The organism is Gammaproteobacteria bacterium (genome assembly GCA_024235095.1).
GTDB lineage: Bacteria > Pseudomonadota > Gammaproteobacteria > Competibacterales > Competibacteraceae > UBA2383.
Genome location: JACKNC010000002.1, coordinates 516,333 through 542,462, shown reverse-complemented (window position 1 = coordinate 542,462; position 26,130 = coordinate 516,333). Strand labels below are relative to the sequence as shown.

27 protein-coding genes are annotated in these 26,130 nt (G+C 55.3%); 13 read left to right on the top strand and 14 right to left on the bottom strand.

Annotated features, from left to right (window positions below; all coding sequences use genetic code 11):
- Nucleotides 1–8: 8 nt before the first annotated feature.
- The 5 genes from ccoO (at nt 9) to H6973_15470 (ending at nt 3,272) form a co-directional block, all read left to right on the top strand.
- Nucleotides 9–743: a cytochrome-c oxidase, cbb3-type subunit II gene (gene ccoO, locus H6973_15490; protein ID MCP5126991.1), complete on the top strand. Its 735-nt coding sequence runs from the start codon at nt 9–11 to the stop codon at nt 741–743.
- 86 nt (nt 744–829) lie between these two features.
- Nucleotides 830–1,051: a cbb3-type cytochrome c oxidase subunit 3 gene (locus H6973_15485; GenBank protein MCP5126990.1), complete on the top strand. Its 222-nt coding sequence runs from the start codon at nt 830–832 to the stop codon at nt 1,049–1,051.
- The gene (gene ccoP / locus H6973_15480; protein ID MCP5126989.1) at nt 1,048–2,001 is read left to right on the top strand and encodes a cytochrome-c oxidase, cbb3-type subunit III; all 954 of its coding nucleotides are present in this window, start codon (nt 1,048–1,050) and stop codon (nt 1,999–2,001) included. Before H6973_15485 ends, ccoP begins: the two co-directional genes overlap by 4 nt.
- Nucleotides 2,002–2,124: 123 nt before the next feature.
- The gene (locus H6973_15475) at nt 2,125–2,295 is read left to right on the top strand and encodes a hypothetical protein (GenBank protein MCP5126988.1); all 171 of its coding nucleotides are present in this window, start codon (nt 2,125–2,127) and stop codon (nt 2,293–2,295) included.
- 329 nt (nt 2,296–2,624) lie between these two features.
- A complete protein-coding gene (locus H6973_15470; protein ID MCP5126987.1) occupies nt 2,625–3,272 on the top strand; it encodes an adenylate kinase in 648 nt (215 codons plus the stop codon).
- A gap of 90 nt (nt 3,273–3,362) precedes the next feature.
- Here H6973_15470 and H6973_15465 read toward each other — a convergent pair whose 3' ends face one another.
- Nucleotides 3,363–4,247: a glycosyltransferase family 2 protein gene (locus H6973_15465; GenBank protein MCP5126986.1), complete on the bottom strand. Its 885-nt coding sequence runs from the start codon at nt 4,245–4,247 to the stop codon at nt 3,363–3,365.
- A gap of 156 nt (nt 4,248–4,403) precedes the next feature.
- On the opposite strand from H6973_15465, the gene H6973_15460 reads away from it, so the two are divergent.
- A complete protein-coding gene (locus H6973_15460) occupies nt 4,404–4,574 on the top strand; it encodes a hypothetical protein (GenBank protein MCP5126985.1) in 171 nt (56 codons plus the stop codon).
- A gap of 21 nt (nt 4,575–4,595) precedes the next feature.
- Here H6973_15460 and lysS read toward each other — a convergent pair whose 3' ends face one another.
- The 4 genes from lysS to H6973_15440 form a co-directional block, all read right to left on the bottom strand.
- A complete protein-coding gene (gene lysS, locus H6973_15455) occupies nt 4,596–6,104 on the bottom strand; it encodes a lysine--tRNA ligase (protein ID MCP5126984.1) in 1,509 nt (502 codons plus the stop codon).
- Between the two features lie 4 nt (nt 6,105–6,108).
- Nucleotides 6,109–7,207 (bottom strand): peptide chain release factor 2 gene (prfB, locus tag H6973_15450; GenBank protein ID MCP5126983.1). Its coding sequence is split into 2 segments (ribosomal slippage): nt 6,109–7,131 and nt 7,133–7,207, totalling 1,098 coding nucleotides; the frame shifts between segments, so codons are not numbered across the junction.
- A gap of 103 nt (nt 7,208–7,310) precedes the next feature.
- The gene (locus H6973_15445; GenBank protein MCP5126982.1) at nt 7,311–7,670 is read right to left on the bottom strand and encodes a PilZ domain-containing protein; all 360 of its coding nucleotides are present in this window, start codon (nt 7,668–7,670) and stop codon (nt 7,311–7,313) included.
- Between the two features lie 49 nt (nt 7,671–7,719).
- A complete protein-coding gene (locus tag H6973_15440) occupies nt 7,720–8,349 on the bottom strand; it encodes a YbhB/YbcL family Raf kinase inhibitor-like protein (protein ID MCP5126981.1) in 630 nt (209 codons plus the stop codon).
- A gap of 164 nt (nt 8,350–8,513) precedes the next feature.
- Here H6973_15440 and H6973_15435 point away from each other — a divergent pair, with 164 nt between their 5' ends.
- From H6973_15435 to H6973_15420, 4 genes are all read left to right on the top strand, one after another.
- Nucleotides 8,514–8,816 carry a hypothetical protein gene (locus tag H6973_15435; GenBank protein ID MCP5126980.1) on the top strand — a complete coding sequence of 101 codons (303 nt, stop codon included), beginning with the start codon at nt 8,514–8,516 and terminating at the stop codon, nt 8,814–8,816.
- A gap of 64 nt (nt 8,817–8,880) precedes the next feature.
- Nucleotides 8,881–10,380, top strand: a complete 1,500-nt coding sequence (locus H6973_15430) for a potassium transporter (GenBank protein ID MCP5126979.1) — start codon at nt 8,881–8,883, stop codon at nt 10,378–10,380.
- Between the two features lie 222 nt (nt 10,381–10,602).
- Entirely contained in the window at nt 10,603–12,027 is a 1,425-nt protein-coding gene (locus tag H6973_15425; GenBank protein ID MCP5126978.1) for a potassium transporter, read from the top strand.
- Between the two features lie 8 nt (nt 12,028–12,035).
- Entirely contained in the window at nt 12,036–13,655 is a 1,620-nt protein-coding gene (locus H6973_15420) for an acyl--CoA ligase (GenBank protein ID MCP5126977.1), read from the top strand.
- Between the two features lie 47 nt (nt 13,656–13,702).
- On the opposite strand, the gene H6973_15415 is transcribed toward H6973_15420, so the two are convergent.
- Together H6973_15415 and H6973_15410 are read right to left on the bottom strand one after the other, a co-directional pair.
- Nucleotides 13,703–14,518: a hypothetical protein gene (locus tag H6973_15415; GenBank protein MCP5126976.1), complete on the bottom strand. Its 816-nt coding sequence runs from the start codon at nt 14,516–14,518 to the stop codon at nt 13,703–13,705.
- Between the two features lie 9 nt (nt 14,519–14,527).
- On the bottom strand, nt 14,528–14,863 hold the full coding sequence (locus H6973_15410) for a hypothetical protein (GenBank protein ID MCP5126975.1): 336 nt from the start codon (nt 14,861–14,863) through the stop codon (nt 14,528–14,530).
- A gap of 144 nt (nt 14,864–15,007) precedes the next feature.
- On the opposite strand from H6973_15410, the gene H6973_15405 reads away from it, so the two are divergent.
- Nucleotides 15,008–17,248 (top strand): patatin-like phospholipase family protein, encoded by a 2,241-nt coding sequence (locus tag H6973_15405; GenBank protein MCP5126974.1) that lies wholly within the window; start codon nt 15,008–15,010, stop codon nt 17,246–17,248.
- A gap of 157 nt (nt 17,249–17,405) precedes the next feature.
- On the opposite strand, the gene radC is transcribed toward H6973_15405, so the two are convergent.
- From radC to H6973_15390, 3 genes are all read right to left on the bottom strand, one after another.
- The gene (radC, locus tag H6973_15400) at nt 17,406–18,080 is read right to left on the bottom strand and encodes a DNA repair protein RadC (protein ID MCP5126973.1); all 675 of its coding nucleotides are present in this window, start codon (nt 18,078–18,080) and stop codon (nt 17,406–17,408) included.
- An 85-nt stretch (nt 18,081–18,165) separates the two neighbouring features.
- Nucleotides 18,166–19,014, bottom strand: a complete 849-nt coding sequence (gene djlA, locus H6973_15395) for a co-chaperone DjlA (GenBank protein ID MCP5126972.1) — start codon at nt 19,012–19,014, stop codon at nt 18,166–18,168.
- Between the two features lie 34 nt (nt 19,015–19,048).
- Nucleotides 19,049–19,711, bottom strand: coding sequence for an energy-coupling factor ABC transporter permease (locus tag H6973_15390; GenBank protein ID MCP5126971.1), 663 nt, complete (start codon nt 19,709–19,711; stop codon nt 19,049–19,051).
- Between H6973_15390 and H6973_15385 the strand changes: the two genes are divergently transcribed.
- A complete protein-coding gene (locus H6973_15385; protein ID MCP5126970.1) occupies nt 19,710–19,913 on the top strand; it encodes a hypothetical protein in 204 nt (67 codons plus the stop codon). The two genes, H6973_15390 and H6973_15385, sit on opposite strands and share 2 nt — an antisense overlap.
- A 102-nt stretch (nt 19,914–20,015) precedes the next feature.
- Here H6973_15385 and mrcB read toward each other — a convergent pair whose 3' ends face one another.
- The gene (gene mrcB, locus H6973_15380) at nt 20,016–22,505 is read right to left on the bottom strand and encodes a penicillin-binding protein 1B (GenBank protein MCP5126969.1); all 2,490 of its coding nucleotides are present in this window, start codon (nt 22,503–22,505) and stop codon (nt 20,016–20,018) included.
- A 110-nt stretch (nt 22,506–22,615) separates the two neighbouring features.
- Between mrcB and H6973_15375 the strand changes: the two genes are divergently transcribed.
- Nucleotides 22,616–24,190 (top strand): AAA family ATPase, encoded by a 1,575-nt coding sequence (locus H6973_15375; protein MCP5126968.1) that lies wholly within the window; start codon nt 22,616–22,618, stop codon nt 24,188–24,190.
- An 11-nt stretch (nt 24,191–24,201) separates the two neighbouring features.
- Here the strand turns inward: H6973_15375 and H6973_15370 are convergent, their stop codons facing one another.
- The 3 genes from H6973_15370 to H6973_15360 form a co-directional block, all read right to left on the bottom strand.
- A complete protein-coding gene (locus tag H6973_15370) occupies nt 24,202–24,960 on the bottom strand; it encodes a hypothetical protein (protein ID MCP5126967.1) in 759 nt (252 codons plus the stop codon).
- Nucleotides 24,961–25,132: 172 nt separating this feature from the next.
- Complete coding sequence (locus H6973_15365) at nt 25,133–25,594, bottom strand: transposase (protein MCP5126966.1); 462 nt, start codon at nt 25,592–25,594, stop codon at nt 25,133–25,135.
- 6 nt (nt 25,595–25,600) lie between these two features.
- Entirely contained in the window at nt 25,601–25,774 is a 174-nt protein-coding gene (locus H6973_15360; protein MCP5126965.1) for a transposase, read from the bottom strand.
- Nucleotides 25,775–26,130 lie beyond the last annotated feature (356 nt).

Genomic DNA, 26,130 nt, shown 5'->3' with positions numbered 1-26,130 from the left:
GCAAAACCATGCGACATGAACAAATCGAAACCAATTCAGCGTTGATGCTGGTGCTCATCCTCCTGGTTATCAGTATCGGTGGCTTGGTGGAAATCGTCCCATTGTTTTACATCAACGAAACGATTGAAAAAGTGGACGGGGTGCGTCCCTACACGCCGCTGGAGATTCGCGGTCGCGACATCTACGTCCGCGAAGGTTGTTACTTGTGCCATTCCCAGCAGATTCGTCCGTTCCGCGATGAATGGTTGCGCTATGGACACTACTCGCTGGCGGCGGAATCACAGTACGACCATCCTTTCCAGTGGGGATCGAAGCGTACTGGTCCCGATCTGGCGCGACTGGGCGGCAAGTATTCCAATCAGTGGCATGTCCAGCATCTGGTGGCGCCGCGTTCGGTGGTGCCACAATCCATCATGCCCAATTATCCGTGGTTGCTGGACAGCGATCTGGACTACGCAGATGTGGACAGCCGGATGCGCGCTTTGCGAGTAACCGGCGTACCGTATTCCGTAACCCAGGCTGAATACGACGCCAATGTCCAGCGTTACGGCCAGGCTATCGCCGATCAACTGGATATCGGCAAGGCGCAGGATAGCCTGCTCCAACAGGCGCGTGAGAAGGACTTCGACGGTCTTCCGGACCGTATCACCGAGATGGAGGCGCTGGTCGCGTACTTACAGGTGCTTGGCACGATGGTGGACTTTAACCAGTACGACGAAGGCTATTTCGTCGAATTCCGCTAAATAATCTGAACCCGTTCCTCTCTATGTTGCGAGAGGAACGGAGTGGAGCCTGGCCCATGTTCGACTGGCTGATGTGGTTCACCCACATGGAAAACTCCAAGCCGCTGGCGCTGGTGATCTTCTTTAGCGCATTCTGCGGCATCCTGCTTTATGTATTCACCGGTAAACAGCGCGCTCGGCGGCTGGAGTCCTACAAGTACATACCGTTCGATGAGGATGAACCCCGGCAGTCCGAGCTTCATGGTTTCGCCCGCGATGATCAACGGGCGCGGATTGAAACCCAATCCTGCAATGGTGACGGACAATGACTGATAATACGAATACCTCCCAACCTTCCGGCGCGGTGCAAACCACCGGCCATGCCTGGGATGGCGATCTCCAGGAATACAATAATCCACTACCGCGCTGGTGGCTGTGGTCTTTCTACGGAACCGTCGTGTTCTCGATTTTCTACTGGTTTGTTTACCCTTCCTGGCCGGTCGGAGATACCTGGATCAAGGGTTTTGGCAAGGTTGAATATACGACCGTAGACAAGGCGACCGGCAAGGAACAGGAAAAGGAATTCCGCTGGAACACCCGCGCTCTGTTACTCGAAGCGTTGGGCGACGCGGCGAATGATCCACAGCGCAAGGAGATGTTGGCCAAGGTGCAGGCGGCGGATTACGAGCAAATCGCCAAAGACCCGAAAATGGTGGAATTCGTGCGCTCGGTCGGCAAGGGCCTGTTCGGCGATAACTGCGCAGCGTGTCATGGCGGCGGCGGGCAGGGCGTGGTGGGTCTGTATCCCAACCTGACCGATGATGACTGGCTATGGGGCGGCGGCATCGACAAAATTCATGAAACCCTGGTACAGGGCCGCAGAGGGTTTATGCCAGCCTTCGGTCAAGTGCTCAAACCGGAACAACTAGATGATGTGGCCGAGTATGTCCTGACTCTTTCGGATGAAGCGCCAAAGAGCGAAGCGTCTGAGCGGGGCCAGGCGATTTTCCAGGGGCAAGTGGGCGGTTGCTACTATTGCCACGGGGCCGACGCTAAAGGTCTCCCTGTGCTGGGTTCAGCCAATCTGACGGACAAGATCTGGACGATTGCTAACGTGCCGGCTCATAAGACTCTCCAGGATAAGAAGGCGGCGATTAAGGAGTTTGTGGCCAAAGGTGTGAACAATACTCGAATCATGCCGGCCTGGCAGGATCGCCTGTCGCCCACCGACATTAAACTCCTAGCGGTTTATGTCTATCAGTTAGGCGGCGCTCAGTAAGTCTCCCAAGCGCTTCCTCATTCATCAATGCTCACTCCCCTTTTGGGGGCCAGGGCTGTTAAACTTTCCTCGAAATCCTCTCCCCTCTGGTGGGGGAGGGTGCCGATGGGGAGCGGCTGATGATTGAAAATCGCGGCGAGGATTAACGACCAACTGATTTTCGATCTTTTTTGGAAAGGATTGCTCACCGAACGGCAAACCTGGTTGCCAATGCTCGAGCAATTGGAATCGGACGCCGAATTGCTGGCCACCTTCGACGTTAACGACATGCCCACCGAGGCGTTGCTGTTCTAAACCGGCTATCTGACGATTGACTGGGAGGAACTATTAGGCAGCGCTTATTTCTACCGCCTGCGTTTTCCCAATCACGAAGTCTATCCATCAACGGCGCAGAATGACGATCTATCCTGCGCCGTTTGTCCACCCGACGGGTCGGTTGCGCTCAAAACCCCAAGTACCCCATGAAGTCGGTAATAAGGATGGCGATTCGACCGTTCTCTGATTTCAGTCCATCAGGCAAGACCGTCATCATGGACTATCATTAAACATTTGGCAGTCAGTGCCTGGCGCTGGAACTGACTGCGACTTACTCTCACAATTGACCGATAATCGAGGAAAATATTATGAAAGTCATTCTATTAGGCGCCCCCGGCGCAGGCAAGGGCACCATCGCCAAACTCTTGACCCAGGTCGATGGTTCCGTCCAAATCTCCACTGGCGATATCTTGCGCGGTGCAGTGCAGGCCGGCACGGAACTGGGTAAAAAAGCGGAAGCCTACATGAAAGCTGGCGATCTGGTGCCGGATGATCTGATCATGGGCATCATGGAAACGCGCTTGCAGGAATCTGATTGCGCCAAGGGTTTTTTGCTGGACGGCTTTCCGCGCACCATCCCCCAAGCTGAGGCGCTCAAGACGTTGCTGAACAAGCTGAGCATTAAGCTGGACGTGGTGGCCAATATTGAAGTCCCGCGTGAGGAGATTCTTAACCGTCTCACCACCCGCCGCACCTGCGTGAACCCGCAATGTCAGGCCATTTACAATGTCCGGAGCCAACCTCCCAAGGTCGAGGGAGTGTGCGACAAATGCGGTAGCCCCATCGTGCAGCGCGACGATGAGACCGAGCAAGCTATCAGTAATCGCCTTGACACCTACAACCAGAAAACCGCGCCGCTGATTGACTTTTACCGGCAGGAAGGAATGTTGCTTACCGTAGATTCTCCCTCCAGCGAAGGGATAATCAATGCTATCCTGGAGCGGGTCAGAAGCTGAGAGGTTGTCATTTTGAGGCAGGAAGACCGCTGGTGGGCGCTGATTCGCCAAATCGCCCGCAAGTGGTCTCGTGCACATCAGACTCTGGCATTACAGGGTTGCAAAAATATCCCGCATGGTCGGGTCGGTGACAACACAGCCCAACCGGCGCAATTCCGCCAGTTGACGTCGGCCTATCACCTTGTCGAACTCTTCATCGAAATCAATCAGTCCGGCTTGGTAGCCGCGATAAAAATGCCGCCAGTGCGATCCCTGCTTCTCCGAACTACTGGTATTCGCCTCCATCGCCGCACCGCCCTGCAACATCTTGCGCTTGAATTGCTCCCGGCTACGAATGTTGTAATGGTAAAGGCGAATGGTCCTGGATCGCTCGCTGATATCGTCCGCCATCTCCACGCCATGATTGCCCGGTGTGATTCGGCGATAGCTCTGGGTCCGATGAATGACTTTGTGCGTCGGTTTATGGAATAGCACATTGAAGCCATCGAGTGGAAAGCGTTTCGGTATGCCGCGCTGAACGCAATCCGTCGCAGTCCAGAACCCGCCCTCCGCAGGCGGCAGCATACTGTAAGACGGACACTTGATTTTGCTGACTCGGCTGCGCGCGAGTTCGCTACGCAATAAACCGTCCTTTGCATACCAGAATTCATCGGCGTCGCTGTTAATGCAATAGTCCGCGCCATAGTGGTCGCGCGCCCGCTCAATCATCCGATGCACCCAGGCGACTTGATCGAAAGCGGGACTCGGTTCGTCGATTAATTCCAGAATGAACCCGGTTTTCCGGTGCTCTTCCAGAATCTCGCGCGTACCATCCCGGGACTGATGGTCGGTCACGATCAAACCGTCGATGCCTGAACCGGTGTGATAGCGCAGATGCCGCTCGATGATATCGATTTCATCCCGCACCAGCAGGGTCATGATCACTCTGGGATTTTCGATACGTGGGCATCGCCGGAAAAAAGCGTAGATCGACATAAGGCGTTTATCGTTGTAGTAAAGATAAAATGCTGACAAAAAGGTTTTTTTACTACTTGATGTTGCTAAGCAGCAAATTTATGTTGCGTTGCAAAAACAAAACCGGTATGAAGGAGTCCAAGAAAGCAATACTCCCTTTTCTAAGGACCTTAAGCCATGACGACTTCACATCCTGTTCATACGGTTTGTCCGCACTGCAAGCGGCCCGTGGTCGCGTTACGCGAGCAGCCACGCGCACATTGCGCCGAGCATGGCGTTGTAGTGCCGATGCGCAGCGCAATTGTGAATCCTCCGCTCAAACCAGCGCCCCCAGCGGAGGCAGCCTGATCACGCGGAAGCGTAAACCCTTTACTCCGGGCGCAGGTGCGGAAACAGCAACACGTCGCGAATGGAAGGCGCATCCGCGAACAGCATGACCAGCCGGTCGATGCCAATCCCCTCGCCAGCGGTCGGCGGCAAGCCGTGTTCCAGCGCCCGGATATAATCAGCGTCGTAGTGCATCGCCTCATGATCTCCGGTAGCCTTGGCCTCCGCCTGCTTGCGAAAGCGCTCGGCCTGATCCTCGGGATCGTTTAGCTCGGAAAAACCATTGGCGATTTCTCGTCCGCCGACGAACAGTTCAAAGCGGTCAGTGATCGTCGGATCGGCGTCATTACGTCGGGCCAGCGGCGAGACCTCGGTGGGATAGGCAGTAATGAAAGTTGGATCGCGCAACTGATGTTCGACCGTCTGCTCAAAAATATCCAGTTGCATCCGGCCCAGACCGTGTTCCGGTTGCACATTCACGCCCAAGTCCTGGGCGATGCGCCGGGCAGACGCCGGATCATCCAGTTCGACAGCAGTGATCGCCGGATTGAAATGCAGCACCGCTTCCCGCACCGTCAAGCGTCGAAAGGGTTGGCCGAAGTCGTAATGCTCGCCCTGATATTGAATAACCGCGTCGCCGAGCAGCGCCTGCGCCAAGCCGCGCAGCAGTTCCTCGGTCAGATCCATCAGGTCGCGGTAATCCGCATAGGCTTGATAGAACTCCAGCATGGTGAATTCGGGGTTATGGCGAGTAGACAGCCCCTCGTTGCGGAAATTGCGGTTAATCTCATAGACTTTCTCAAAACCGCCGACTACCAATCGTTTCAAATACAATTCCGGGGCGATGCGCAGGTAAAGTTGCATATCCAGCGCATTGTGATGGGTGATGAATGGCCGGGCCGCCGCGCCGCCTGGGATAGGTTGCATCATCGGCGTCTCGACCTCCAGGAAGCCGCGCCGGTTGAAAAAGTCGCGAATATGGGCGACCAGGGCTGAGCGCAACTGGAAGGTCGCACGGGTCGCTTCGTTCATGATCAGGTCCACATAGCGCTGGCGATAGCGGATTTCCTGATCAGCCAACCCGTGAAACTTCTCCGGCAAGGGGCGCAGCGATTTGGTCAACAAGCGCAGGGTATCGACCTTGATGGACAGTTCGCCGGTTTTGGTTTTGAACACCACACCCTCGGCGCCGAGAATGTCACCTAGATCCCAGGTCTTAAACGCCTCGTATAATCCTTCCGGCAGCGCGCTTTTCTGAACAAACAGTTGAATATCGCCGGACTGATCGCGCAGCCGCACGAAGCTGGCTTTACCCATGATCCGCTGGGCCAGCATCCGCCCGGCCACCCGCACCCGATGGGGTTCGGCTTCTAACCGGGCGTTATCGTGGCAACCATAAGCGGTATGCAGTTCAGCCGTCAGCGCATCGCGCCGGAAATCGGTGGGATAGGCGTTGCCCTGCTGGCGCAATTCCTGGAGCTTTTGCCGGCGCAGGGCGATGAGCTTGTTTTCTTCAAGCAACACGCTAGGAGAATCAATGGCTTCATTCATTATCTTACAGTCCGCTCTTTAAACTGGCTTCAATGAAGTCATCCAGGTCGCCATCCAGCACGGCCTGGGTATTGCCGGTCTCGACGCCAGTACGCAAGTCCTTGATACGCGACTGATCCAGGACATACGAGCGAATCTGGCTACCCCAGCCGATGTCGGATTTACTGTCTTCCAGCGCCTGAGCCTGAGTATTGCGCTTTTGCTGTTCCAGTTCATAGAGCTTGGCCTTAAGTTGCTTCATGGCGGTAGCGCGGTTCTTGTGTTGGGAGCGGTCATTCTGGCATTGCACCACAATACCGGTGGGCAGATGAGTGATGCGCACCGCGGATTCAGTGCGGTTGACGTGCTGGCCGCCGGCGCCAGAAGCGCGGTAGACATCGACGCGCAAATCGGCTGGATTAATGTCCACTTCAATGCTGTCATCAATTTCCGGGGAGACAAAGACCGCAGCAAATGAGGTATGGCGACGGTTGCCCGAATCAAACGGCGATTTGCGGACCAGGCGATGAACGCCGGTTTCCGTGCGCAGCCAGCCGAACGCGTAAGCGCCTTCAAAACGGACGCTGGCGCTTTTGATGCCCGCGACTTCACCTGGCGAGGCTTCCAGCAACTCGGTGTTGAAGCCGCGCCGCTCTCCCCAGCGCAGGTACATGCGCAACAGCATCTCCGCCCAATCCTGCGCTTCAGTGCCGCCAGAACCGGACTGGATATCGAGGAAAGCATTGCCGGAATCCAGCTCGCCGGAGAACATCCGTTGAAATTCCAGATTGGCAACGATGTGTTCATGTTGTTGCAGGTCGTGCGCGACTTCGGCAATCGCGGCTTCATCGCCTTCCTCGCCGGCCAACGTGAGCAATTCAGCAGATTCGTTCAGGCCACGACCGAGGCTTTCCAAGCGCTCCACGACCGCTTCCAGTTGCGCACGCTCCTTGCCCAAAGCCTGGGCGCGCTCTGGATCGTTCCAGATGTTGGGTTCCTGCAATTCACGATTGACTTCGATGAGCCGCTCACGCCGGGTTTCAAAGTCAAAGATACCCCCTCAGGGACGCGCAGCGCTCCTGGAGATCCTGAATCTGGTTAAAGTAGGGATTAAGTTCCTGCATCATACTGTTTTTCAGAGACATTGAATTGTTTATAGGAGCCAGATCGCCAGCGATTTAACGGTTTATCGCCCACAACCGGACTCCTATGTGTGAAGACCAGACATCAGAACTTGAATTCCTCGATAAGCAATTGCAATTGCAGCAACGCCGAGGTGCCAATGTTCAGAATACGGAAACCTGTGTCGTAGAAGTCCGGGTTGATATCCCGGCCACACCACAGGCTTTCTGCATCGAGAAAAATGCGCTGATGCGAACTGTTCTCCTTGGGAACATCCAGCCACAGACGAAATGTCCGGTTCAGCGCAATCGGTTTGTCGCTGACCAGGCGGATGCCTTCCTTGTTAATGTCTACAATATGGCCTAACAACTCCTGGGTATCCTGATCATAAACTCGCAGGTACATGATCAGATACCAACGCTTGAGTCGGCGTTTGTCGGCGTTGATGGAATCGGTGGGACTCATGGCAACCTCCTGGTAAATACGATGAAAAAGGGCGGGGATTGCCCAGGATTCAAGCCGGTACGGCCGGGTTGAGACTATACGTGGTTGTCAGACTGGCCTGATCCAGCACATGACCTGCTATCGCGGCCAGCACATCCGGGCCGGTGAAATCGCCTTCTACAGGGCAGCGTTCCACATCGAGCGCGTACAGAGTGAAAATATAGTGGTGAACAATGCTGTCATTCCAGGGTGGGCAGGGTCCATCATAACCGAAATAGCGGCCCGCCATGGCCGGATCGCTGGCGAACCATTCCCGGTAATTGTTGATGCCCTGACGCGCGCCGCGTGGGGCTTCCGGTCCCGGTTTGCCTCTTGGGGCGACGCCTTCCGAGAATTCGCCGGCCAGAATATGATCGGGCGTCGGCGGCAAATCGACCAGGATCCAGTGGTAGAAGTCGGTGCGCGGCAAGTCGGCCGGCACCTGCCGCCCTTCCTGATTCACATCATCCGCTTGGGTTGGCACGTCCGGATCATGACAGATCAGAACCAAGGATTGGGTTTCCGGCGGCAACTCGCTCCAAGCCAGCGGCGGGTTGGTGTTGGAGCCTAGCACGACATGCTGTTCAGGATCAGCAACGCCAAAGGCATAATCAGCGGGGATGGATTGGCGGTCGCGCAGAACGGGGCTGGTCAGTTTCATGTAGTTTCTCCTTTAGCAAGGCAGCATCACATCACTGGAATTAGCGATCAGTTCGATATGCAACACATAATAACTCATAGACTCACTAACACGATAAATTCGCCGCGCCGGAAAATCAGTAAGGTGTCCAGGCTACGTCATCACCGAATGGTCAGGAATACTTGATGAACGATCAAGCCTCGCAGAGTGGAGTTTCCGAGAACCTGCCTTCAGGTAAACACGTCGTCCATAATGAATCGGCTGAGCAGTGGATGGTGCAACCATTGCGGCGACCGGCCTACCAGCGCTCATCGTTCAGAACCTGGTTGTACATGGTAGGATTGTTGCTGATGCTGTTCAGCGCTACCCTGCTGCCGCCCATGGCCGTGGCTGGGTGGTATGACGGTATTGAAGTAGTTTTGCCATTGTGGCGTTGGGCGGTTTCGCGCCCCATGACGCTAGCATTGGCTATTTCCAGGATCCGATGATGGAATGGATTAGCTGTAGATTTGGTGACGGCGTTTAAACTCAATTTATATCAAGATAATAGCAATGCAGGCAATAACTGTCGGGCAAGGGTGGACAGCAGTTCAGCGACGGGCGCCGGTCAGGGCGGTGCTGTATATGGTCGGGTTGTTAATGATCCTGTTCAGCGTCAGCTTGTTGCCGCCTATCGCGGTGGCGTGGTGGTACGATGGTGACAAAGTGGTCGCGCCATTCGCGAAGGCGATGGGAGCAATGTTGGCAATGGGCCTGTTGTGTTGGTTGCCGGTATGCCGATTCAAGGTAGATCTACGCAACCGTGATGGTTTTGTCGTGGTCGTCGCGTTCTGGGTGCTACTCTCCTTGTTGGGCGCGATACCGTTCATGTTGGCTGAACATCCACACATGCACCTGGTGGATGCCGTGTTTGAAACTGTTTCTGGTTTGACGACGACGGGCGCTACCATTCTTTCCGGTCTTGATGATCTGCCTAAAGCCATTCTGTACTATCGGGCGCAACTGAATTTCCTGGGTGGGATGGGCATCGTGGTGTTGGCGGTTGCCTTATTGCCGATGTTAGGCATCGGTGGGATGCAACTCTACAAAGCGGAGACGCCGGGACCGATGAAGGATGAGAAACTGACGCCGCGCATCACCGAGACCGCCAAGAATCTCTGGTACATCTATGTCGGACTGAATGTGATTTGCACACTGTCATTTTGGGCAGCGGGCATGAGTTTCTTTGACGCCATCTGCCATAGCTTCGCTACTTTGGCGTTGGGCGGCTTTTCCACCCACGACGCTAGCATTGGTTATTTTCATAGCTCGGCTATTGAGTTGATTTCTGGTATTTTCTCGCTGGTCGCGGCGGTTAACTTCGCTCTGTTCTTTTTAGCATGGCGCTCACGCAGTCTCAAAGCCGTATTCCGCGATGCCGAATTCAAATTCTGCATGGGAGTGATGGGGGGCATCATCGCTGCGACCTGCTTTTACCTTTATTACAGTGGCAAGTTTCCCTTGTTGGATTCGATTCATCATGGTTTTTTCCAGGCGGCTTCCATTATCACTGACAATGGCTTGACCACTGCCGGCTATCCAGGAGACTGGCCGTTTGTCGTGCCTCTGTTGCTGTTGTTGGGCAGTTTCTTTGGCGGTTGTGTGGGATCGACCTGTGGCGGTATCAAAGCCTTCCGTTTTCTGTTGTTGTTCAAGCAAAGCTGGCGCGAAATTCAGTTACTTATTCGGCCTAGCGTGCAAATCACTGTCAAGGTTGGCAACCGTCCAATGCCTGATCGGGTCATGCAGGCGGTATGGGGATTTTATTTTCTGTACATTCTCAGTTACTGCTTTTTCTCGCTGGCGCTGGCGACGACTGGCGTGGATTTGGTGACAGCGTTTGGCTCAGTAGCAGGGTGTCTGAATAACATGGGGGTTGGGTTGGGTGAAACCTCGTCCAATTTTGCGCCCCTGAATGATACGGCGACCTGGTTGTTGACGTTATCGATGCTGGTGGGTCGCTTGGAGATCTTTCCCTTGTTGTTGCTATTTGTGCCGCGCTTTTGGAGTTGAGTATTGAGCATGAATAATCAGGCGGATCGTAACGGAACAAGGTTAGATTTATCTTCGCACCAGCCTGGTAATGGAAGCAGGCTTGATAGCGAGAGAGAAGCCGGACAGCCACCAGGCACGGAAGGCGCATTGCTTGATGAAAAAGAAGTGACGCCCGCTAGAGCCGGTTGGAAGACGCAGCAAACCTTGCAGCGACGCGCGCCATTCAAAACCGCGTTATACATGGTAGGGTTGTTGATGATTTTGTTCAGCGCCACCATGCTGCCGCCCATTGCGGTCGCCTGGTGGTATGACGGCTATGACGTAGTCACCCCTTTTGCGGAAACTCTCGGGGCAACCCTGGGATTCGGGCTACTCTGTTGGTTGCCGGTGTGCCGGCTCAAAGCAGACCTGCGCAACCGGGATGGTTTTGTGGTGGTCGTTGCGTTTTGGGTGTTGCTGTCCTTCCTGGGCGCGATACCGTTCATGTTGGCTGAACATCCACACATGCGTCTGGTGGACGCGGTGTTTGAAACCGCTTCCGGTTTGACGACGACGGGCGCCACCATTCTTTCCGGTCTCGATGCGTTGCCCAAAGCTATTTTGTACTATCGGGCGCAACTGAATCTGCTTGGCGGCATGGGGGTAGTGGTATTAGCAGTCGCCTTGCTGCCCATGCTGGGGGTGGGCGGGATGCAACTCTACAAGGCGGAGACGCCGGGGCCGATGAAAGATGAGAAACTGACGCCGCGCATCACCGAGACCGCCAAGAACCTCTGGGTGATCTACTTCGGTTTGAATGTAGCCTGTGCGCTGTCGTTTTGGGCGGCCGGTATGAGCTTGTTTGATGCGGTTTGTCACAGCTTTTCCACTTTGGCGCTTGGCGGATTTTCCACCCACGATGACAGTATCGGCTATTTCCACAGCCTGAATATTGAACTGATCTCGGGAATCTTCACCTTGATCGCCGCAGTTAATTTCGCGCTGTACTTTATGGCCTTGCGCGCCGGTAGCCTGCGGGTCGTGTTTCAGGACGCGGAGTTTCGGTTTTTCCTGGCCGTGATCGGCGGAATTGTCGCGGTTACTTGCGCGTACCTCTATTTCAGCGGCGCATTTCCGCTGTGGGAGTCGCTTCATCATGGCTTTTTCCAGAGTCTTTCCATTGTGACCAGCAATGGTCATACAACGGCTAGCTATTCGGACTGGCCGTTTTTCGTTGCCTTGTTATTGCTGTTGGGCAGCTTTTTCGGCGGTTGCGTTGGATCGACCTGCGGCGGCATCAAGGCAATCCGTTTTCTATTGTTGTATAAACAGAGTGTGCGCGAGATCCGGTTGCTGATTCGCCCCACCGCGCAAATCGCCGTCAAATTGGGTAATCGCCCGATTCCTGATCGGGTCATGCAGGCAGTGTGGGGATTTTACTATCTCTATATTTTCTGCTACTGCGCCCTGTCGCTGGCGCTAGTGGGGACGGGCCTGGATCTGGTGACAGCATTTGGCACCGCAGCAGCGGGGCTGAATAACATGGGAGTCGGGCTTGGAGGCACCGCGTCGAATTTCAGTTCAATCAGCGACACCGCGACTGTGTTGTTGACCGTGTCCATGATCGTCGGTCGGTTGGAGGTGTTCCCGGTGTTGTTATTGTTCCATCCGGATTTCTGGAAATAAAACGAAGGATGAAGGCGAAAGGTGAAAGGCGAGGAGGAGAGGTGAAAAGTCGACGGGGTTATACCGGCAAATTACCGCCCACGCGGTTCAACATGGCGCGGTACTGTCTGGAGGCGGCGGTGCAGGTGACCCCGGATAAGGTGGCGCTCATCGTGGTGTCCGATGCCCATGCGCCGGTGGTTGAAGCGGAGTGCTGGACGTATCGGCAACTGGACGATGCAGTGCGGCGAACCGCCGCGGGGTTGCATGGTCTGGGTCTGGAGCCGGGCGCGCGGGTCATGATTCGCATGGGCAACACCAGCGATTATGCTTTGTTGTTTTTCGGCTCCATCGCCGCTGGTTGTGTACCGTTACCCTCCTCCGCGCAATTAACTGAAGAGGAAGCGGATTTCCTGCTGGCGGATTCTGGCGCTCAATTACTGGCCGTGTCGGATGAACTGGCAATTACGCCGCCGCCCGGAGTTCGGGTTCTGCACCCCGCGGACATCGCGGCGTTGCGCACGGGCGAACCCGTAGATTATGCAGACACTGCCACCGATGATCCCGCTTTTCTGATCTATACCTCTGGCACCACCGGCCAGCCCAAAGGGGTATTGCACGCCCAGCGTTCCGCTTGGGGACGGCGGCCTATGTACCAAGGCTGGTATGGCATCCGCTCGAATGATGTGATGCTCCATGCCGGGGCGTTTAACTGGACTTATACCCTGGGGGTAGGTCTGACCGATCCCTGGGCGAATGGAGCGACAACGGTGCTGTACAACGGACCGCGTGATGTCACGGTCTGGCCGGTGTTAATGGAGCAGTTCCAGGCGACCCTGTTTGCCGCCGTGCCAGGGTTGTATCGGCAAATTTTGAAATACAATGATTTGCACACCTTTAACTTGTTTAGCTTGCGCCATGGGTTGACCGCGGGCGAGGCGCTGAGCGTAGCGCTGCTGGAACAGTGGCGGGCGGTAACCGGTAAAGAACTGTACGAGGCACTGGGCATGAGTGAGTGTTCCACCTATATCTCCTCATCGCCGCAAGCACCGGTTAGGCCGGGCAGTCCGGGCAAAGTCCAACCCGGTCGTTGCGTTGCGGCGTTGCCCGTCGATCGAGAAGCGGGTGATGAACCACTGTTGCCCGGCGAAATGGGTCTGCTGGCGGTGCATCGCAGCGATCCAGGCTTGATGCTCGGTTACTGGAATCGACCGGACGAGGAAGCGTTGGTATACCGGGGCGACTGGTTCATCGGCGGTGATCTGGCGCATTTCGATGCGGACGGTTGCATGTTCTATCACGGGCGCAACGATGATGTCATGAATGCGATGGGTTACCGGGTGTCGCCGTTGGAAGTGGAGCATTGCCTGAGCCAGCATCCGGCGGTTTTAGAGGTCGCGGTGACCGAATTGCGGGTGCGCGAGCAGGTCAGCGTGATCGCGGCTTTTGTTGTGCCGCGTGATCCCGATGAGCCGGATGGGCTGGATGCCGCACCGTTGCTGAACTACGCCCATGAACATTTAGCCGCCTATAAATGTCCCCGTGAGATTATTTTCACCGATGCGCTGCCGCGCACCGCTAACGGCAAGGTGCTGCGCCGAGAACTGGCACAGTGGCGGAGATCATCGGTCGATGGTAGCTCGTTGTAACCCAACTCAAGAGTGACCACTGATAATTGATCACCATTTGACCGCTGCTATTCCGAAACCGGAGCTGCTTCGATATCGCGGCGCAACTCGCTAGCAGCCTCTCGTAATTCACTGAACAACCGTTTAACTCCGGTGCAATCATAATCCCGGCGCGGCCACTTGAAGTAGCCGCCACAATGGCGGAGAAACGCGCAGTTACGGCATTCCTCGTGTGTCGCCAGAACCTGCTCGATCCAAACATCCAACTCGACCTCGGGTGCCAATGTCTTGATCCCGGCTCCGGCCAGCCGTCCGTTCAGCGACTCTGCGCCATCATTGGCAACATAGCGCAGCCACTGGGGATCTTCATCGAGAATAGCCCATAACGGCACCGGTTCTTCGTGGTAAAAGCCGAGCAGCGCTCCCTGAAAATACTCAATCGGTTGCGCTACCGTCGATTGGTGAAGATAAAATTTTAACACTGCCGCCAGCTCTTCAATCAACGCCGGATCAGGCTGCCCCACGTCCAGTTGCACTGCGAAATCCAGCGCCACTGCTGTTTTAACCGCGTTAAAGAATCCGGGTCGAACGGGGACAACCACGCGCACCGGGTGCTGGTCCAGCAACGGAGTGTGGCGGTACAACAGGGGAAATTCGGTAGCCGGATCCGCCATGACCAGTTCTACCGGCAAACCCGGCGCCCAGGCGTTCAGAGATTCGGAATCAGCGGCTAACGAGAGTAGTTGCACCGCGATGACCCGTTCAGGATTCTCGCTCGCTAAAGCAGCAGGAAGCGCCGCCGGTTCATGGGTGCGGACGATGATCTGTTCCTTTGAGCCAAGCGGCAGACAATGCAGTGGAATATTATGGATGAATTCATTCATAGGCATGAGTTAGCGATTGAACCAACTGCCGCCCCAGCCGGGGCCGTTATACCAGCCCGGTCGCCGGTTGTACCAGCCGCCCGGTCGCCGGTTATACCAGCCGCCCGGTCGCCGGTTATACCAGCCGCCCGGTCGCCGGTTATACCAGCCGGGACCCCAACCCCAGCCGCCTGGGAAGTTCACCCAACTGCCCTTGCCACCATCGCGATTCGCCCAGCCTACGGCTTCAGCGTCACGCCCAGGGGCGAGTAACCCACCCAGCAACACGCCGCCGATCACTGCCTTTGACCATTTACCCAGACCTACGAGAAAATTTCGGCGTTCACGAAGTTCCGGCTCTACAATTTCGGCTTCATTCGGTAAGAAATCGTTTTCTTGATCAGTCATGACCGTCTCCTATTACTTCATATTGCCATTGAAATTTGGCATACACTGTCTGAATTTTCGCTGAATATCCCGTCAAACCTTCGCCCATCGCGGTTGCTTCCCATGTCCAGTTTAAGTTTATTCCTTCACCGATTGCCCTGGGTAATCATTTTATTGCTGGGATTTGGCATTGCGCCGATTCCAAATATTGTCGCAACCGCCGAAGCTGCCAAGGACCGTCTGCACATTGGGCTGGTGCTGGGTGGCGGCGGCGCTCGCGGCATAGCCCATGTCGGCGTGCTCAAGACCCTGGAGGAGATGCGCGTTCCGATTGATTGTATCGCCGGCACAAGCATGGGTTCGATCATCGGTGGGTTGTATGCATCAGGCATGACGCCCGAGCAGATGGAGGAGACGCTCTCGCAGATCGACTGGCCGGAAGTCTTCAAGGATGGTCCGCCGCGCGCGGATCTGCCTTTTCGCACGAAACAGGAGCAGCGGGTGCTGATTGACGCCACTGTAGGTTTGAATGCTAAAGGCGTCACCTTGCCCAAAGGTCTGCTTGAAGGTCAAAATTTGTTGCTGTTGCTGGAAGAGCTGTCGCTACCGGCGGCGAGCATTCATGATTTCGATCAGCTGCGCATTCCCTATCGGGCAGTCGCTACCGATTTGGTGACCGGCGAACCGGTTGTACTCGGTTCTGGCGAACTGGCGAAGGCGATGCGTGCGAGTATGTCCATCCCCAGCGCCCTGGCGCCGGTGGAGCTGGATGGAAAAATCCTGGTGGATGGCGGTGTTTCCAACAATCTGCCCATCGACGTTGTCCGAAAACTCTGCCGTCCCGATGTCGTTATTGCCGTGGATGTCGGCGCGCCTCTGGCGTCGGCGAGTGAACTGAATTCCGTCTTGTCGGTCACCAATCAACTCACTACCATCCTGACCGTGCGTAATGTCATAGAACAGGTCAAGACCTTGGGAAAGAAGGATATCTTGATCACGCCGGATCTTCAGGATGTGTCCAGCATCGATTTTGATCGTTTCTCGGATGCCTTCCGCTTCGGTTATATCGCTGCCCAGGGCAAAAGAAGCGATCTAAACCGATTATCTCTCTCTCCAGACGGTTATCGGGCTTACCTCGCCACCCTGCCGCCGGTGCCAGGTTCCGATCAACCAGTCATCGATTTTATTCGCATTAATAACGGCTCTCGACTGTCCGATCAAGTGATTGAGCAACAATTGCAGATTAAGCCTGGCGACCGGCTTGATCCACAGAAGCTCAATCGCAACCTGAACGAAATTTATGGTATGGGCGACTTCCAGCGGGTTAACTACACGCTGGTTAAAGAGCACAGTCAAACCGGCCTGGTTGTCGAAGTTGTACCCAAGGATATCGGCACGGATACGTTGCAGCTCGGGTTGTTTCTCGGCGCCAATCTCAAGGGCGATTCGACATTTGATATCAGCGCCGCCTACATGATGTCGGAACTCAACGACCTGGGCGGTCAATGGCGCAATTTCATCCAACTAGGCAGCAATATCGCCCTGTTCAGCGATTTCTATCAGCCGTTGGACGCCGATCAGGGATATTTCATCGATCCCTATTTGCGTTATGAGCAGTACAATCTGGATTTGTTTAATGGCATCTATGGAGAAAGCAGCAGTTTCCGGATCTATCGCAATGAAGTGGGCCTCAGCATTGGCCGCAACCTGAAGCATTGGGGACGCTTGTCCCTGGGATTGCACTATGCTCGGGGTCGCAACGATCTGCGTCTGGGTCAGCCTTCCGACTATGAGGGACAGTTTGACGATGCGGGTTACTCGCTGCGCTGGGAAGCAGATACGCTCGACAACATTGGTTTCCCCAATTCAGGTTATGCTGCTGACCTGACTTTTCGCGATTCGCTGACCGCTCTCGGCGCCGACCAGAATCTCAGCACTCTGCGCTTGAACTATACCCACGCCTACACTTGGGGCAAGTATTCGATCATTCCCCGCATCTATCTAGCCGGACGGCTGGCGGGCGACATGGACATTCAGAATTTGTTTCTGTTGGGCGGTTTTCTGAATCTGTCCGGTTATCAACCCGCTCACCTGTCTGGCGAATACGCTGCGCTTGGCGAGGTGATTTTTATGTACCGGCTGGATAGCGCTTCCTCAGCGTTTACCATACCGCTCTATGCGGGCGGATCGCTGGAAGTCGGCGGCGTGTGGAATAAGTATCGGGATATCGACTTTGATTCATTGATTCCGGCGGGCAGTCTGTTCCTGGGCGTGGATACCCCACTGGGTCCCTTTTATTTCGCGGGTGGTTACGCCGAGGGAGGCAATACGTCGATGTACATGTTGCTCGGCAAACTGTTTTGATAGGCTGTCGAAAAATTTCTGATGGGTTTTTCATGAAATGCGATGTAGAACTGACCTCCAGCGCTGGATTTGAGCCGACTGGGGGTCAATTCTTCTATTGAGAAATTGCGCGAAAAATAACAGATTGATTCTGCTCACCCGACGAGTCGAGCGGAAGCTATAACACCCCCCGCTCCGCCAGCGATACGGCCTGTCCATCGCCGACCACTACATGGTCCAACAAGCGGACATCAACTGTAGCCAGGGCGTCTTTCAATCTCAAAGTAATCGCCTCATCGGCCCGGCTCGGTTCGGCGATCCCGGAAGGATGGTTGTGAGCCGCGATTACTGCGGCGGCGTTATGGTGCAAAGCGCGTTTCACCACCTGACGGGGATGCACGGCGGAACTGTCAATGGTTCCGAAAAACAGCTCTTCATACTGAATGACCCGGTGCTTGTTATCCAGAAACAGGCAGGAAAAAACTTCGTGCGGGTGATGGCGCATCTTCGCCATCAGATAGCGTCGGGTATCAGCCACGCTTTGAATGGCGTCGGTTCGTTGCAGGGTATCTTCCAGGTGGCGGCGAGCCAACTCCAATACGGCTTGCAATTGCGTGAACTTGGCGGGTCCCAATCCAGGGGTTGCGCAGAATGCGGCCTGATCCAGTTCCAGCAGCTGGCGAAGACCGCCATGTTGCTTAAGCATGTCGCGTGCTAGATCCACCGCGCTACGGCCGGGTACGCCGACCCGTAGAAAAATCGCCAGTAGTTCAGCATCAGAAAGTGCGGCGGCGCCCCGTTGCAGTAACTTCTCCCGAGGACGTTCGTCATCGGGCCAATCACGAATGGACATAGTGATTTCCTATGGAGTCACTTCATTAAATCATCCCTATAAATATAGAAACAAATAATTTTTGTCATGTACAGAAATACAGCCTCTAAAATCCTCGCGCTTCTCGAATGCACTCGTATGCAGCGGTGATTTCCCGAGTTCGTTCGGTGGCGCGCGCCATCTCTGCCGGTGAAACGCCACTGGACGCCAGTTTGTCAGGATGGTGTTGCCGGATTAGGCGGCGATAGGCCAGCTTGATTTCTTCGGGACTGGCTTCGCGCTTCAGGCCAAGTAGGCTATAGGCATGGTTCAATGAGTTGACCGCAGTAGTTGGCCGTTGACCATGCGCCCGGCGTTCGCGTTGCCCGCCAGTCCCGGCGCCGCCAAATCCGCTCTGGCTAGACTCATGCGCCCAGCGCTGCGCGCGAAACAGGGTATGCAGGGTTTCAAATTGCAAACGGTGAATACCCAGGCGTTCAGCCACTGCTGATAGACGCGCATGGGTCTGAGGATGCAGCCCGCCATCGGCATAGGCTACATTCAACAGTAATTCCAACAATTGTTGCAGCATCGCCGGATAAGCGCGACAGGCGCGCTGGAACGTCTCAATCGCCGTTTCCACCGAAAATTCCGGTTGCTTGCCCGCGGTAAAACCTTCCATCGCCGCCTGGCGTTGCGTGGCGTTTAATCGCAAATGATCCATGATTGCGCGCACCGCGCCGATTTCGCGTTCCGAAACCCGGCCATCGGCTTTGGCTATATGGCCCATGATCTGGAATGCCGTGGCGTTGAACACGTTCCGCGCCTGATCGTGGCTTGAAGTTTCGGACGTTGACGATGCAGCGGTTTTCCATTGGGCCTGATCAAAATTATGACCAACCGCCGCGCCCAGCAATGCGCCCAGCGGCCCGCCGACCATAAAGCCAAAAGTTCCGCCAAACAGTTTTCCGAACACGCTTAATCAAAGCCTCGTTTGTCATCCGCGCCATTCAAGATTTCAAATACCGTTCATCATCATAAGTTTTCAGCCAGTCTGGCCGTAGTCCCACTAATACTGTGATGACCATACCGTTGATGAGACCCTCCGGGAACAGATAGAGCGGCAGAAAGGGCAGATACTCGCTGCTGATGCGGGCAAAGGTATAGGTTTCGGTGACGACGAGCAGGGCGACCAACGCCCCGACCGTCACACCGGCAGCCAGCATGGCGTTGAAGAAGGCGCACAGAAAAATATAGATGAAAAGATGCCGGGGCAGATAGCGATCCACCAGAGCATACACGCCATAACTGATCGAGACTGGCAATGCGCCAAGCAACAGGGCGTTTGCCGCGAACGCCGCCCAATCGCCGTTCGTGACCGTCACCGCCAGCATGATCAGGCTGGCGCCAATGACTCCCAGCGACCAGCCGAACATCAGAGTATAAACTGTCACGCCCAGTAGGTGAAAACCCAGCGCTGGACGCACGCCAGCCTCAAAAATCCACATCAGGAACAAGGCTACCGACGCGCCCAGAAAAACATGCTGAAGTCCGGGGTTGGCTAGTAATGCGCGCCAGGGCGCGGCGCGCACGGCGTAAACGCCAATCGCCAGCCAGACGAAGTTGGCGAAAAAGAGAAGGTCGGCGGGAAGCAGGGCATCGGTCAGGTTCATGACGCAAGCATACCGCAACCGGCCAGCGGATGGCTTGCGAAATGTGGGTTTAATCGGGCAGGGCGCTTTGCGCAGTGTGCGGCGCTTGTTTGGGCAGCAACATCGCGAATTCACAACCCTGGCCTTCTTCGCTGGACACCGTCAAACTACCGCCCAGGATGCCGGTGACGATGTTATGGGCGATGTGCGGTTTTTTCTGTGATAGCAGTGATCTGTAACTGATGCCTGATGCCTGAAGCCTCTATATGGCCGACGCGACCGGGAATTCGAGGGTGCGATCCGGCTATGTGGCGGAAACGCTGACCTACTCCATTAATCGTCTGAAAAAGTCGCTCATTCCGCCATCACTATCCGCTGATGGGTCTGGTTCAGCCGGCTTTTTAACACGGCGCGTGGCAGCGCCGCTGCTACAGGAACTGGATCGTTTGGGGCCGGATCCGATCAGGAACGGCACCGGCTGGCCGCGTCCACAACCGGATCCAAGCCGCAATCCGCTCCGCGGATCCACACGGATTTCTTCGACATCCGCTGGCGGCGGCGCATCCAGCGGTTCCAGGTATAAATCGGCCATCAGGTCAATCCAGACGCGCAACGCGCCACTGGAGCCACTGAGTCCCGTCGGTTTATTGTCATCGCGCCCAACCCAGACCACCGCTAAGCGGTTGCCGCTGAAACCCGCAAACCAACTGTCCCGATAGTCATCCGTGGTGCCGGTCTTGCCGGCCAGGTTCAGATCCGGTGACAGCTTGCTCTTGGCTGCGCTGGCAGTGCCTGCTTTAACCACCCGTTGCATGGCGTGGGTAATCAGATAAGCGGGTCCCGGATCGACCGCTTTTTCTACATCCAGACTGTAGTGCTGTAGCGATTGTCCAGCAGAATCGGTCACTTCACGAATTGCCCGCAGGGGAATGCGGAAGCCGCCGCTGGCGATGCCCGCATAGACCTGGGCAATTTCGAACGGCGAGGCTCCGAACGCACCTAGCAGTAACGAGGGATAGGGTTTCAGATCTCGTTCAAATCCCAGTCGCCGCAACATTTCCACTACATTAATGACATCCATGTCCAGGCCAACCCGCACCGCAGGAATATTGTAAGAACGCGCCAGCGCATCTCGTAGAACGACACGGCCATGATAACGATGATCGTAATTAGCCGGCGCCCAGCGCTGACCGCCCGAGGTATAGACCAGCGGGCTATCGTTAAGCCGGGTCATCAGAGTATAACGATCCGGTTGTTCCAACGCCGTCAGATAGACGATCGGTTTGACCAGCGAACCCGCCAACCGCTTGGCGTCAAGCGCTCGATTGAACCCCAGCCTCTTTGGCTCTCGGTCCCCAACCATCGCCAGGACCTCTCCCGTCTGGGTATCGGTTACCACCGCAGCGCCCTGTAAGGGCCGCGCTCGGCGTTGGCTTTTTTCAAGCCCCGCCAGTTTGTTGGCGATGGTGTTTTCCGCCACCGCCTGAACGCGAGGATCCAAGGTTGTAAACACGTGCAGACCTTCGGATAACAGATCGTCCGGCTTGTAGTACTGACGTAATTGGCGTTGCACCAGTTCGAGGAAGGCGGGATAAGCGGTAATGCCACTGGCGGTCTTGGGCAACACATCCAGCGACATATTGTTGGCAAGCGTGGCGTCCTCAGCGCTGATCAGGTTCTGCTCAACCATAACTTCCAACACCAGGGTCCGGCGCTCCCTGGCGCGCTCGGGATGTTTGCGTGGATCGTAAAGCGACGGACCTTTAATCATTCCCACCAACAGGGCGATCTGGTGCAGGTCCAATTCTCCAAGCGGTTTGCCAAAGTAAAATTGGCTGGCCAAACCAAAGCCGTGGATTGCTCGACTACCGTCCTGACCGAGATAAATCGCATTGCTGTAAGCCTCGAGAATTTCATCCTTGCTATAACGCGCATCGATCAGGATCGCCATCAGCATCTCATTGATCTTGCGCTTGAAGGTTCGCTCGTTGCTGAGAAACAGGTTTTTGACCAATTGCTGGGTCAGGGTGCTACCGCCCTGCACAGTGCGTCCAGCCCGCAAATTCGCTAACAGCGCCCGGAAAATACCCTTGGGGTTGATGCCAGCGTGCTCGAAGAATGAACGGTCCTCAACCGCCATCAGGGTATCCACTAGGGCAGGCGGCAGATCCTGAGCTTTGACCAGAATGCGGTCTTCGTAATGAGAAGGATAGATACCGGCGATTTCCGGGGGATCCATCCGCAGCAATCCAGGTGTATCCTGGCTGTCCAGACTGGCCAGTTCAGCCAGAATATTTCCGGCGAAGGTGAGTCGCACCTTGCGAGTGGGTTCGGTACCGTCCCAGAAGGTAAAATCCCGGGTTGCCACCTCGAAGATTTCACCTCGACGCGCGTAGGTTCCAGGGGTAGTGGGAGATTCACCACCGTTCGATGGCGGCGTACAGTCCTGAACAGGCGTGGGAGGCGCTTTGCGTTTGAATCGGCGTTTGTTCTTCTCGACCGGTTCGGGCGGCGCTTCCGGACAATTCACATCGCGGTAACCAAGCAACTTGAGTTCCTGAGCAAAATCATCGGCGCTCAGCGACATGCTCTCGAACAGTTCCAGTGGCCGGGCATACACCCGGGCGGGCATGGCCCAGCGCTTCCCATCGAATTCGGTGCGAATCACCGAATCCAGGTACAGCATGTATAGACCCAGACCCAGCGCTCCGAGCAACACACTGCCTAAAAACAGCGAAAAAATCAGCGACAGCAGGGCGCGGACTACATGAAGCGGCAATGCGCCCAACTTACGCACAGATCGAGCTTTAATCATCTTTATTCCATTCCAGCGTCAACGATTACGGCCCATCCGCTTGGCGGACGCCGGTCATTCTGTCTTAATACCAAAGTTTCAGTTTTCACGACCATCCTGGAGTCCGGCGAGTGTCTTCCCTTGATAAACCCTTTGATCAGTCGACGTTGATCACGGCGCTGCTGCGACCAAACGGTTATCCGCATCCGGCAACCACGGTCGAACATTTGCAGACGCATATTTCCCATCTCCTGCTGGCCGGTGATTATGCCTACAAGATCAAAAAACCGGTTAATCTGGGTTTTCTGGATTTTACCCGTCTGGAACAACGTTATTATTACTGCCAACAGGAACTGCGCCTGAACAGACGGTTGGCGCCAGATTTGTACCTGGATTGTCTGGCGATTGGCGGCGATGTAACCCATCCGATATTTGGAGCGGAGCCAGCCATCGAGTATGCGGTGCGGATGCGCCGCTTTTTTCAGGAGGCGTTGCTGGATCGGGCGTTGACTGCGGGCCGGCTGGAATCCCGCCATTTTGAGGGGTTGGCTCGCCAGTTGGCCCGCTTTCATCAGACGATTCCCGTTGCTGATTCCGGTACGTCGTTTGGCGAGCCGGATCAGGTTCTTCAGCCAATGCTGGATGATTTTACCGTGATTCGGCCCCGGTTGAATGACGTGGACGATCTGGCGATTTTGGCCGAGGTAGAACATTGGACGCTGGACACTTCCGAGCGCTTGCGAGGCCGGTTGATAGAGCGCAAGGCCGGTGGCTGGATTCGTGAAGGTCATGGCGATTTGCATCTGGGCAACATGATTCTGACGGATGATGGTCAGGTGACGATATTCGATTGTATTGAATTTAATGACGCGCTGCGCTGGATTGATGTCATCAATGATTTGGCCTTTCTGACCATGGATTTACAAGCGCGCGGCGTTGGCCGCTTTGCACAGCGCGTACTCAATACCTGGCTGGAATACAGCGGCGATTTTGCCGGTATGGCGCTACTGACCTATTACCAGGTTTACCGGGCGATGGTGCGAGCGAAAGTCAACGCGATCCAAGCCAGTCAGGAGGGAATTCCGGATACGGATCGCTCTGCCGCCCGCAAACATTGTCAGGACTATCTGCGCCTAGCGCTGACGCTGACCCAGGAGCCAGCGCCGTTTCTATTGATCACGCATGGAGTTTCTGGTTCCGGGAAATCGCGCCGGAGCGGTCAGTTAATGGAAGTATTGCCGGGCGCCATTCGCCTTCGCGCTGATGTCGAGCGCAAGCGGTTATTTGGATTGGGTCCGCTGGACGACAGCCGCTCCAGTCTCGGTCAAGGGCTGTACACCTCCGAGGCCAGCGCTCGCACCTATCAACGGTTATTTGAATTAGCCGATGCGTTACTGACAGCGGGTCATCCGGTGTTGGTCGACGCGACTTTTCTCAAACGCGCCCATCGAGAGCCATTTCGCGGGTTAGCGTTCCGGCGTGGAGTACCGTTCATTCTTCTGGAATGCAGCGCTAGTGCGGATACGTTGCGCAAACGGGTCGCCGCACGGCGGGAGCGCGGCGATGACGCCGCTGAAGCCGATGTCGAAGTGCTGGAACGACAACTCCAGTTTGTTGAACCGCCCGCTCCCGATGAATATCCCTTGAAGACCGATGGCGATAGTGATCTGGAACGGTTGCGGGCGGCGATCCTGGCGGCACGGTAGGCATCCGAAGATTATTTGGCCAGATTGATGCCCGTCGTCGATGGCGATTCCTCGAAGATTTCCCGATAGCTGGCGTAGATGGCGCAAACGGTCACCGGACCCAGCACGAGGAGCCCTAGGCCAAAGGGGATAACGGCGATGATCCCGAGGACCATATAGATCAATCCGAACACTAGCAACGGCAACATATTAATCCAGGAGGCGGCGATGCTGGCTTGCACCGCAGGCCAAGCGTTTTGCCGGCCCAGCATGACCAATGGAACGCCATAGAAAAGCGCCATAGCGATCAGAATACCGATAGTGATCACGACCAATATGACCATCAGACCGACCCCAGCGAGAATACCGCCCATCGCCTCGTTGGGCACATTAGCCCCAGTGCTGTTCAGGGCCAGCCCGGTGGCGAGACCGCCGCCGATGAAGATCATGAACACGATGAACATCAGGATGTAGCCACCGACGCTGAACAGGCCGAGCATAATCAATGGCCCCATCCGCTCCTGATCACGAAAGCCCTGAAACAGATGGGCGATTTCCAGGTTTTCGCCTCGCGCCTGGGCCGCCGCGCCATACAACATGCCGCCGGCCAGCACAGGATTGAGTAGGGTATGGCCGATCATGCCGACCAACGGAATTAGCGACAACACGACGCTGATCGCCAGGTAGATGAGCAGAATAACGATCCACACGCCTGGCGCCTTGGCGAATAATTGCCAGCCTTCGACGATCCATCCCCAGCCACGTCCAGTATCTACGCGAATTGCGGTCATAAGCGACTCTCTCCTAAATATTGGATAGAAAAAACAGGCTGTAAAAGACAATACCCTCGCCAAATCACCGTAGCTCAGGCTCTATAGTCAAACAGTTTTATGTTAATCGATTTTTCAATAATAAGCATTTGTAATTAATTAAAAATTTATAAATTATCTAAAAACGGTTTGACTATAGAGGACGTACTGTAGCACAACCGAGGAACCTAACAGGCGTAACACTTGCCGGATCATTTCCTGTACAAACAATAAATAAGGCGATAGCGTCACCTCCTGACGGTTGCGATTGCGACTGCCCTTGGGGCGTCCCTTGAGCGGGGCTCGCTGTGCGGTTCGCGCTTGACTGCTTCTGGCCGGTTTTCTTCTTACCGGGTTTCTTGCCGTTGGGACTGCTGTCGGTCGCCTCTTTGACCATCGGTTCCAGACGTAGGGTATGTGAACAACCTCGTTCCACATTGAGCAGTGACAGGTTCAGAAAACACAACCCTGGCACCGTCTTGCCGTACAAGGAACTGAAAAACCGGCCCAGTCCATAGGTCTGTTTCCCCGATTTGGTGACCACCACCTCATCACCGGCCAGTCCCCATTCCGTGTCCTCACCCAGCAGATGCGTGCGGACCAACTGCCAATGCACCTCGGCCTAGTCCATCGTCGTGCTGAATAATCGTTGCATCGTCCGATAGCTGCTTCCGCGCTCGCTCCAGCGTGATAGCCCCAGCATCGTCACCCGACCGGTGACCGATAACATCGCTTCGACAATCCGCGCCAAGCGACGCACATTCGTTTGATCGAGGCTCTGGCTTAGGCAACTCAATATAGTCAAACCGTTTTTTAGATAATTTATAAATTTTTAATTAATTACAAATACTTATTTTTGAATAATCGATTAACATAAAACTGTTTGACTATAGCAGCATAATGTTCGGCATGGGCGGCTCGCTCCTGACAGAGTAAGTGATTGGTCGTCACTTTTTACTCTATCACCCTAGCCTGCCGCCCTCCTCCTTTTTTGGCGAGGGTATTGTAAACAAAGATTCTCTTAACTTACTCATCAGTCATAAGTTCTCTCCCTGAAAAGCCTTGACGGCCGCTCCTCAAGAGCAGCATGAATTCCCCTCAGCGGTCCGCGCCTGAACAACCCGGTCGCCCGAGGAGAATCCATGCTGATTT